This is a genomic window from Streptomyces boluensis, from assembly GCF_009908195.1.
GTDB classification, from domain to species: Bacteria; Actinomycetota; Actinomycetes; order Streptomycetales; family Streptomycetaceae; genus Streptomyces; species Streptomyces boluensis.
Window position 1 is genome coordinate 1 of the sequence record NZ_JAAAHS010000344.1, and the last position, 8,324, is coordinate 8,324.

At 70.0% G+C, this 8,324-nt stretch carries 8 protein-coding genes and 1 pseudogene; 2 read left to right on the top strand and 7 right to left on the bottom strand.

The genetic code is table 11. The features are described from left to right. From GUY60_RS39805 to GUY60_RS30125, 7 genes and pseudogenes are all read right to left on the bottom strand, one after another. A pseudogene (locus GUY60_RS39805) lies at positions 1 to 243 on the bottom strand (cysteine dioxygenase); the annotation flags it as partial. A gap of 81 nt (positions 244 to 324) precedes the next feature. Then, positions 325 to 408, bottom strand: a complete 84-nt coding sequence (locus tag GUY60_RS39810; RefSeq protein WP_312866481.1) for a putative leader peptide — start codon at positions 406 to 408, stop codon at positions 325 to 327. Between the two features lie 32 nt (positions 409 to 440). Continuing rightward, positions 441 to 2,207 (bottom strand): FAD-dependent monooxygenase, encoded by a 1,767-nt coding sequence (locus tag GUY60_RS30105; protein WP_187370161.1) that lies wholly within the window; start codon positions 2,205 to 2,207, stop codon positions 441 to 443. 174 nt (positions 2,208 to 2,381) lie between these two features. Further along, on the bottom strand, positions 2,382 to 3,320 hold the full coding sequence (locus tag GUY60_RS30110; protein WP_161703491.1) for an amino acid ABC transporter permease: 939 nt from the start codon (positions 3,318 to 3,320) through the stop codon (positions 2,382 to 2,384). Further along, complete coding sequence (locus tag GUY60_RS30115) at positions 3,317 to 3,964, bottom strand: amino acid ABC transporter permease (protein WP_161703493.1); 648 nt, start codon at positions 3,962 to 3,964, stop codon at positions 3,317 to 3,319. Before GUY60_RS30115 ends, GUY60_RS30110 begins: the two co-directional genes overlap by 4 nt. A 142-nt stretch (positions 3,965 to 4,106) precedes the next feature. Then, positions 4,107 to 5,027, bottom strand: coding sequence for a glutamate ABC transporter substrate-binding protein (locus tag GUY60_RS30120; protein WP_161703495.1), 921 nt, complete (start codon positions 5,025 to 5,027; stop codon positions 4,107 to 4,109). 124 nt (positions 5,028 to 5,151) lie between these two features. Further along, entirely contained in the window at positions 5,152 to 5,928 is a 777-nt protein-coding gene (locus GUY60_RS30125; protein WP_161703497.1) for an amino acid ABC transporter ATP-binding protein, read from the bottom strand. 286 nt (positions 5,929 to 6,214) lie between these two features. Between GUY60_RS30125 and GUY60_RS30130 the strand changes: the two genes are divergently transcribed. After that, positions 6,215 to 6,931, top strand: coding sequence for a response regulator transcription factor (locus GUY60_RS30130; RefSeq protein WP_161703499.1), 717 nt, complete (start codon positions 6,215 to 6,217; stop codon positions 6,929 to 6,931). Between the two features lie 8 nt (positions 6,932 to 6,939). Continuing rightward, the coding region (locus GUY60_RS30135; protein ID WP_161703501.1) for a sensor histidine kinase at positions 6,940 to 8,324 on the top strand (1,385 nt) is incomplete at its 3' end.

Below are 8,324 nucleotides of genomic sequence, written 5' to 3' on the forward strand. Positions count from 1 at the left end.
CCGCACCCAGGTGCGGCCCTCGGGGTCGAGGGGAAGCGAGGCGACCAACTCGGCGTCGGCGGCGGTGCGGCGTACGAAATCGAGGAGTTGCGCGGGAGTGGGAGTGGAGGAGGGAGCAGGGGTGGGTGAGGCGGAAGCCACGGGCGCGGCCGGAGCCGCAGACGTGGAAGTGGAAGCCGAAGCGGAGACGGAAGCGGAAGGTGCCGCGGGCGCGGTGGAACTCGCGGGAGTCGTCGAAGACACGGGTGCCGTCCTGAGAAGTCGCTGGAGACGCGCGGGCGCACCGGGATGTCACCGGGCGCGGGCGCGTCGGGGAAGGCGAGATCAGGACGTACGACAGACACAGCCCGCGTAGCGGACCAGGTCCATATGGACCCTCCGCCACAGGCGTCGGCTGGTGTCGTTCATGAGGCGGAGTACAGCACGCGGCCAGGTCCGGGTCAACCGGTGTCCGCTTGGCGAACGCGGGGGCGGGAGTCGGCCGGTCCCTCGGCGAGGTCCGTCACGACATCCACCTCGTCCACGACATCCACCTCGTCCACGACCACCTCCTCCTCGACCTCCTCGGCCTTCTCGACGTCCTCGACCACCTCGACCTCCTCCGGACCGACCGCGTCGTCGGCGGCAGGGTGGCCGGGTGTCGCCGAGGGTGGGCCGCCGCGGGCCGTGTCCGTGGCCGCGTAGAGCTCGGCGGGGCGGACGCCGCCGATGGCCGTCACCAGGTGGCCGTCGGGCCGGACGAGGAGCACGGTGTGGGCGCCGGCGCCGGGGTAGTGCTCGGTGACGAGGAGTTCGCCGCGTACCGGCAGGGCGGTCACGGCGGCGGCGAGGCGGGGCATCACTCCGGCCGTCATCCAGTGCCGGCGGTCCCAGACGCCGGTGCCGGGGGCGACGAGAACGGTGAGGAAGGTGCCGCGGCCGAGCCGGTCGCGCAGCCGTGTGGTGGTTCCGTCGGGCGCCGTGACCGGCACGTCGACGACCGGCGTGCCCGGTTCCGTACCGGCGGAGACCGCGGATTGCGGGGGCGCCTCGGGGGCCAGCGGTGAGCCGGCGTACGAGGGGGCGGAGCCGAGCGGGCCGCGGCCCACATGGCCGTCGGTGAGCAGGGTGTCGTGGCCACGGGCGGTGCCCGGTACGTAGGCGCGCAGGCCGCCGCCCCCGCGCAGTATCGGCAGGGCCTGGTCGGCGGCGCGCAGGCGGGCGGCGACGGCGCTGCGGCGCTCCGACTGGTAGCTGTCGAGGAGTGCCGTGGACTCGCCGTGGTGCCAGCACTGGGCCAGCTTCCAGGCCAGGTTGTCCGCGTCCCGCAGGCCCTCGTCGACGCCCTGGGTGCCGAGGGCGCCGAGCAGATGCGCGGCGTCCCCGGCGAGGAAGCAGCGGTCCGAGCGCCAGCTGCGGGCGAGGCGGTGGTGCACGGTGTGGACGCCGGTGTCGAGCAGGTCGTACGGCGGGGTGCTGCCGCCGCACCAGCCGGCGAGGGTGTCGCGGATCTTGGCGATGAGGACATCGGGGGTGACGAGTTCGCTGCGGGCGGGGAGCAGCCAGTCGAGGCGCCAGACGTTGTCCGGCAGTGGCCGGGCGGTGATCTCGGTGGCGGCGCCGGGCCACGGGGGCATCCGGTGCAGAACGGCCTCGCCGGGCCAGGGCAGTTCGGTGCGCAGGGCGGCGACCGCGCGGCGTTCCACGGCGGTGCGGCCGGGGAAGCGGATGTCGAGGAGCTTGCGGACCGTGGAGCGCGGGCCGTCGCAGCCGACGAGGTGACTGCCGCGCCACCAGGTGCCGTGCGGGCCGCGGGTGTGGGCGGTGACGCTGCTCGCGTCCTGCTCGATGGCGTCGAGGCGGCTGTCCGGTACGAGCCGGACGAGCTCCTCGTCGGCGACGGCGGCGCGCAGGGCGGTGCTGAGGGCGTGCTGGGTGAGGTGGACGGGGGCCGGGCTGACCTCGTCCACGGTGAAGGCGTGCCGTCGCATCTCCTGCTTGCGCCGGTACGAACGCCAGCCGGCCCAGCGGGAGTTGGAGAAGTCGCCGCCGGTGAGCCGGGCGACGAGTTCGGACACGTCCTCGCGGAGCACCGCCGTACGCGCGAGGCGCTGTTCGTCGTTGCCGGGGCCTTCGTCGAGGACGACCGAGGGGACTTTGGCGCGGGCGAGCGCGAGGGCGAGGGTGAGGCCGACGGGCCCCGCCCCGACGACGATCACCGGGTCCACGGCGCGGCGCCTCCTGCCAGGGAAGAGGCCTTGAAGGGCGTGCTGGTACTGGCAGTTGGGGCGGGGTGCGCGATCACAGAACGTATGCAACCCATTGCCGGTGCTTGCGTCAAGTGACGGAGGCAGCGACGTGACGTCGCTGCCTCCGGGCACTTCAGGGTTTTCGACGGTCCGTCAGCTGCTGCTGTCGGGAGTCGTGTCGACGATCGTCTCGCCGCGCGGGTCGGGAACCGTGAGCACGGTGGTTCCGCTGGCCTGAGCGACCTCCGAGGCGGCCGGCTCCTTGGCCGAGGCGACCTTGATGCCGGTCTTCGCCCGCCGCCCCCGCTTCTCGATCCACGTGGCGATCCACGACAGGATCAGGCAGAGGCCGATGTAGATGGCGCCGAAGACGGCGACCGTCTGGACGAACGGGTACACGCCGTTGACGGGCGTGTTGTTGGCGATCAGACGGGCCGAGTGCAGCAGCTCCGGGTAGAGGATCATGAAGCCGAGCGAGGTGTCCTTCAGGGTCACCACGAGCTGGCTGATGATCGTCGGGAGCATCGAGCGGATCGCCTGCGGGAACAGCACCAGCGTCATGACCTGGGACTTGCGCAGGCCGATCGCGTACGCGGCTTCCTTCTGGCCCTTCGGTACGGCGTTGATGCCGGCGCGCAGGACCTCGGCCTGGACACAGCCGTTGTAGATCGTGAGGCCGACGACGAGCGCCCAGAACGGCGTCAGCGAGCCGAGGATGCCGACCCACAGGGCGAAGATCGTGATCAGCAGCGGGATCGACCGGAACAGGTCGATGAAGGCGACCGCGACCCAGCGCACCGGCTTGTGGTCGGAGAGCCGCGCCACACACAGGAACACCGCGAAGACCAGCGAGAAGACACCGGCGAGCGCGAACACCTTGAGGGTGGCGAGCAGCGCGTCGAGGATGTTCTGCCGGATGCCCGCGTAGTTGAAGATGTCCCACAGGGCGGGGTCGAACTCGCCCTTTTCGTTGAGGCGCAGGATGACCCAGGCGATGCCGCCGAGGAGGGCCGCGAAGCCGACGACGGTGTAGATGACATTGCGGACCCGGGCCTTGGGGCCGGGGGCGTCGAAGAGAACGCTCGCGCTCATCGGGCGACCTCCAGGCGGTGCTCCAACAGCCGGAAGAGACCGTTGATGGCGTACGTGACGATCAGATACGCGAGGGTGATCCAGATGAAGATCATCGTGATGTCGTAGCCGTCGTTGCTCAGCGTCTTGGAGACGTTGAACAGGTCGACGTTGTTGAACGCGCCGGCGATCGCGGTGTTCTTCGTCAGGGCGATGAAGATGCTCGACAGCGGCGGCACCACGGTGCGGGTGGCCTGCGGGAGCACGATCAGGCGCATGGTCTGCGTGAACGTCATGCCGATGGAGCGGGCGGCCTCGGCCTGGCCGAGCGGCACCGTGTTGATACCGGAGCGCACCGCTTCGGCGACGAACGCCGAGGTGTAGAACCCGCAGGCCGCGACGGCGAGCAGGAACGAGTCGAGGTCCGGGAAGAGGACCTTCGGTACGACGAAGAACGCCACGAGGAACAGCAGCGTCAGCGGGGTGTTCCGCAGCAGGGTGACCCAGAGGGTCCCGAATATCCGCAGCGGCGGGACCGGCGAGACCCGGAACCCGGCGACGATCACGCCGAGCACGATGGCCACCAGGGCACTGGCCCCGGTCAGCTTCAGGGTCCCGATGAACCCCTCGCGGAACAGCGACAGGTTGTCGAGCAGTACGTTCATGAATTCTCCGCGAGGGGTTCGCGACGGTCGCAGGACTTCGCGACGGGGCCCTGAGGTGCAGGGACGGGTCCGGCAGCGAGGCGCACATGGAGCGCCCCGCCCCGCCGCGCCCGAGGGTGCGTACGGAGCGGGGCGGAAAGCATTACTTCGGGTCGGTGAAGGCCGGCGGGGCCTTGTACTCGGAGCCGGACTTGCCGAGGGTGGCCTCGAAGGCCTTCTTGTAGTCGCCGTTGTCGGTGTGCGCCGTGATGGCCTCGGCGACCGCCTTCTGCAGGGCCGCGTCGCCCTTCTTCAGGCCGACACCGTACGGCTCGTCGGAGAACGGCTTGCCGACGACCTTGAGCTTGCCCTCGTTCTGCGCGGCGTAGCCCATCAGGATCGCGTCGTCGGTGGTGACAGCGTCGATCTGGTTGTTGAGGAGCTGGGCCACGCACTCGGAGTACTTGGACAGCTCGGTCACCTTGGCGCCGTACTTGGGCTTCTTGATGTTCTGCAGCGGCGTGGAGCCGACGATGGAGCAGACCTTCTTGTCCCGGACGGTCTCCGCGCCCTTGATGTCCTTCTCGTCCTTGCGGACCAGGAGGGAGGCACCGGCGTGGAAGTACGGGCCGACGAAGTCGACCTGCTTCTTGCGCTCGTCGTTGATCGTGTACGTGCCGATCATCAGGTCGACGTCGCCCTTGGAGACGGCGGTCTCGCGGGCGCCGGAGTCGACCGTCTTCCACTCGATCTGCTTCGCGGAGAAGCCGAGGTCGGCGGCGACCATCTTGGCGATCTCGATGTCGAAGCCGGAGCGCTCCTTGGTCGACTGGTCCTCGAAGCCGAGGTACGGCTGGTCGGCCTTGGCGCCGATGACCAGCTTGCCGCGCTTCTTGGCGGCCTCGAAGACCGGGGAGTCGACCTTGGCGTCCTTCTTGACCTCGTAGCTGAGGGCCTTGGTGCCGGAGGTGTCCGGGCCCTTCGGCTTGTCGCCGGCGGAGCCTTCCTTGCCGCCGCAGGCGGTGGCGGTCAGCGCGAGCGCTGCGACGACGGCCGCGGTGGCGGCGGACTTACGGAGCTTCATCGTGAACATCCTTCGTGTCAGCAGGACTTGAGGTGACGACGTGGGCGGACGCGGGTCCGGGACGCGGCGTCGGGGACGTCAGCGGACGTCCGGGGCCGGTGCCGGGGACGTCGGCGGGACGCCGTCAGTGATGCAGGATCTTCGACAGGAAGTCCTTCGCCCGGTCGCTGCGCGGGTTGCTGAAGAACTCGTCGGGGGTGGCCTCTTCGACGATCCGGCCGTCGGCCATGAACACGACGCGGTTGGCGGCGGAGCGGGCGAAGCCCATCTCGTGCGTCACCACGACCATCGTCATGCCGTCCCGGGCGAGCTGCTGCATCACCTCGAGCACCTCGTTGATCATCTCGGGGTCGAGCGCGGAGGTCGGCTCGTCGAAGAGCATGACCTTCGGGTCCATCGCCAGGGCACGGGCGATGGCGACGCGCTGCTGCTGGCCGCCGGAGAGCTGCGCCGGGTACTTGTCCGCCTGGACGCCGACGCCCACGCGGTCGAGCAGTGCGCGGGCCTTCTCCTCGGCCGCCTTCTTCTCCGCCTTGCGGACCTTGATCTGGCCCAGCATCACGTTCTCGAGCACCGTCTTGTGCGCGAAGAGGTTGAAGGACTGGAAGACCATGCCGACATCGGCGCGCAGCCTGGCCAGCTCCTTGCCCTCCTGGGGGAGCGGCTTCCCGTCGATCGTGATGGTGCCCGACTCGACGGTCTCCAGGCGGTTGATGGCGCGGCACAGCGTGGACTTGCCGGAGCCGGACGGCCCGATGACGACGACGACCTCGCCTCGGGCGATGGTCAGGTCGATGTCCTGGAGTACATGCAACGCGCCGAAGTGCTTGTTGACGTTCTTCAGCGCGACCAGTTCGTCCGCCACGGGTGCGGCGTCCTTGGTCACTGATACTTCGGCCATGGGGGTTCCTGCTCCGTCCTCCTCGGTTGGAGAGGACAGTAATCAGGCCGTACGACCAGCGTCATTACATCTGAGGGGAAATTGAGCATAACGATCCGGCTGCAACCGGACACACCGTGTGAAGAGGACGCGCAAGCTCCGTACCGGCTGCATAACGGAACCTGCCCGTGACCGGAACACTCTTGACGGCGTCCTCGGTCATCAGCGTGACTGCCTTGGTGCGTCTCGCGTGCGCGCGCAGGGTGCACGTACCGACCGAACGACCGATGAACCGAAGGGGGCCGGAATGAGACTGCTGCTCGTCGAGGACGACGATCATGTAGCCGCCGCGCTCTCGGCTGTGCTCGCCCGGCACGGGTTCGAGGTCGTGCACGCGCGCAGCGGCGAGGAGGCGCTGCGGGCGCTGCTGCCGCCGGACGCAGATGATCCGGACAAGTCGGCCAAGTCCGGCTTCGCCGTGGTCCTGTTGGACCTCGGCCTGCCCGACCAGGACGGCTACGAGGTCTGCGGCAAGATCCGCAAGCGCACCACCACCCCCGTGATCATGGTGACGGCACGCGCCGACGTGCGCAGCCGCATACACGGCCTCAACCTCGGCGCCGACGACTACGTGGTCAAGCCGTACGACACCGGGGAGTTGCTGGCCCGGATCCACGCCGTCGGCCGCCGCACCGCCCCCGACGACGTCGCGGACCCGGTGGACGACTCGATCGGCCTCGGCCCGGTGCGGATCGAGCTGCCCACCCGGCAGGTCAGCGTGGCCGGGGTGGGCGTGCAGTTGACCCGTAAGGAATTCGACCTGCTCGCGCTCCTCGCGCAGCGGCCCGGTGTGGTGTTCCGCCGGGAGCAGATCATCAGCGAGGTGTGGCGCACCAGTTGGGAGGGGACCGGGCGCACCCTCGAAGTGCATGTCGCCTCGCTCCGCTCCAAGCTGCGGATGCCCGCGCTCATCGAGACGGTCCGCGGCGTCGGCTACCGCCTCGTCGCCCCCACCCAGGGCTAGGCCGCCCGGTGCGGACCCGACTGCTCCCGCTGCTCATCGTCCTCATGGCGGGTGTGCTGCTCGCCCTCGGCTTCCCGCTCGCGGTCAGCCTCGCCGCGGCCCAGCAGCAGAAGGTTGTCATAGACCGCATCGACGACACCGCCCGCTTCGCCGGCCTCGCGCAGTACGTCACCCAGCGCCCCACCGGATCACGGCAGGTGCAGAAGGACGAGCGCCTCGCCACGCTGCAGAAGCAGCTGATCCGCTACCACGCCGTGTACGGCATCAAGGCGGGCGTCTTCTACCGCGACGGCGACGTCATGGCCAGCACACCCGGCTTCGAGGTGCCGGAGTCCGGCGAGGGCGACGAGGCGTTCCGCGAGGCGCTCGCCGGGCGCGGCAGCCACAACCCCCGGCAGGTCTGGCCCTGGCAGAACCGCCGCCTGTACGTGGCGTCCTCCGTGATCCGCGACGGCGATGTCGTCGCGGTCGTCGTCACCGACTCGCCCACCGGCAAGATGCGCTCCGCGACCCAGGACGGCTGGCTGGTCATCGGCGCCGGTGAGGCCGCCGCGATGCTGCTCGCCATCGGGGCGGCGCTCCGGCTCACCGGCTGGGTGCTGCGGCCCGTACGGGTCCTCGACGCGACCACCCACGACATCGCGACGGGACGCCTCAAGTCCCGGGTCGCGGCCGCCGGGGGACCGCCCGAACTGCGGCGCCTCGCCCGGTCGTTCAACGAGATGGCCGACAACGTGCAGGACGTGCTCGAACAGCAGCGGGCGTTCGTCGCCGACGCCTCGCACCAGTTGCGCAACCCGCTCGCCGCGCTGCTCCTGCGGATCGAGCTGCTCGCCCTCGAACTGCCCGAGGGCAACGAGGAGATTGCGTCCGTACGTACCGAGGGCAAGCGGCTCGCCCAGGTGCTCGACGACCTGCTCGACCTGGCGCTCGCCGAGCACGCCGCCGCCGACCTGCGGCTCACCGACATCGGGGAGCTGGCCGCCGAACGCGTCGACGCGTGGCGGCCGTTGGCCGACGACCGGGGAGTCACGCTCAGCTGTGAGGGCCTGTCGGCGGCGACCGCGTGGGCGGACCCGGTGGCTCTGTCCAGCGCGCTGGACGCGGTGATCGACAACGCGCTGAAGTTCACGCCCGCTGGGGAGGGGGTGACGGTGACCGTCGCGTCCAACGGTTCGTCCGCGACCATCGTCGTCGCGGATGGCGGACCCGGGCTCACGGACGACGAACTGGAGCGGGTCGGTGATCGCTTCTGGCGGAGTGGGCGGCACCAGAATGTGAAGGGTTCCGGGCTTGGGCTTTCCATCACTCGGGCCTTGCTGGCTGCGGGGGGTGGGTCGATCTCCTTTGCTCGGAATGCGCCGCGGGGCTTGCGGGTGACGGTGAGGGTGCC

What these genes read in the sequence shown, in the direction of transcription:
- GUY60_RS39810 (WP_312866481.1), bottom strand. Translation starts at nt 408, where the DNA reads ATGAACGACACCAGCCGACGCCTGTGGCGGAGGGTCCATATGGACCTG.
- GUY60_RS30110 (WP_161703491.1), bottom strand. Translation starts at nt 3,320, where the DNA reads ATGAGCGCGAGCGTTCTCTTCGACGCCCCCGGCCCCAAGGCCCGGGTC.
- GUY60_RS30125 (WP_161703497.1), bottom strand. Translation starts at nt 5,928, where the DNA reads ATGGCCGAAGTATCAGTGACCAAGGACGCCGCACCCGTGGCGGACGAA.
- GUY60_RS30115 (WP_161703493.1), bottom strand. Translation starts at nt 3,964, where the DNA reads ATGAACGTACTGCTCGACAACCTGTCGCTGTTCCGCGAGGGGTTCATC.
- GUY60_RS30130 (WP_161703499.1), top strand. Translation starts at nt 6,215, where the DNA reads ATGAGACTGCTGCTCGTCGAGGACGACGATCATGTAGCCGCCGCGCTC.
- GUY60_RS30120 (WP_161703495.1), bottom strand. Translation starts at nt 5,027, where the DNA reads ATGAAGCTCCGTAAGTCCGCCGCCACCGCGGCCGTCGTCGCAGCGCTC.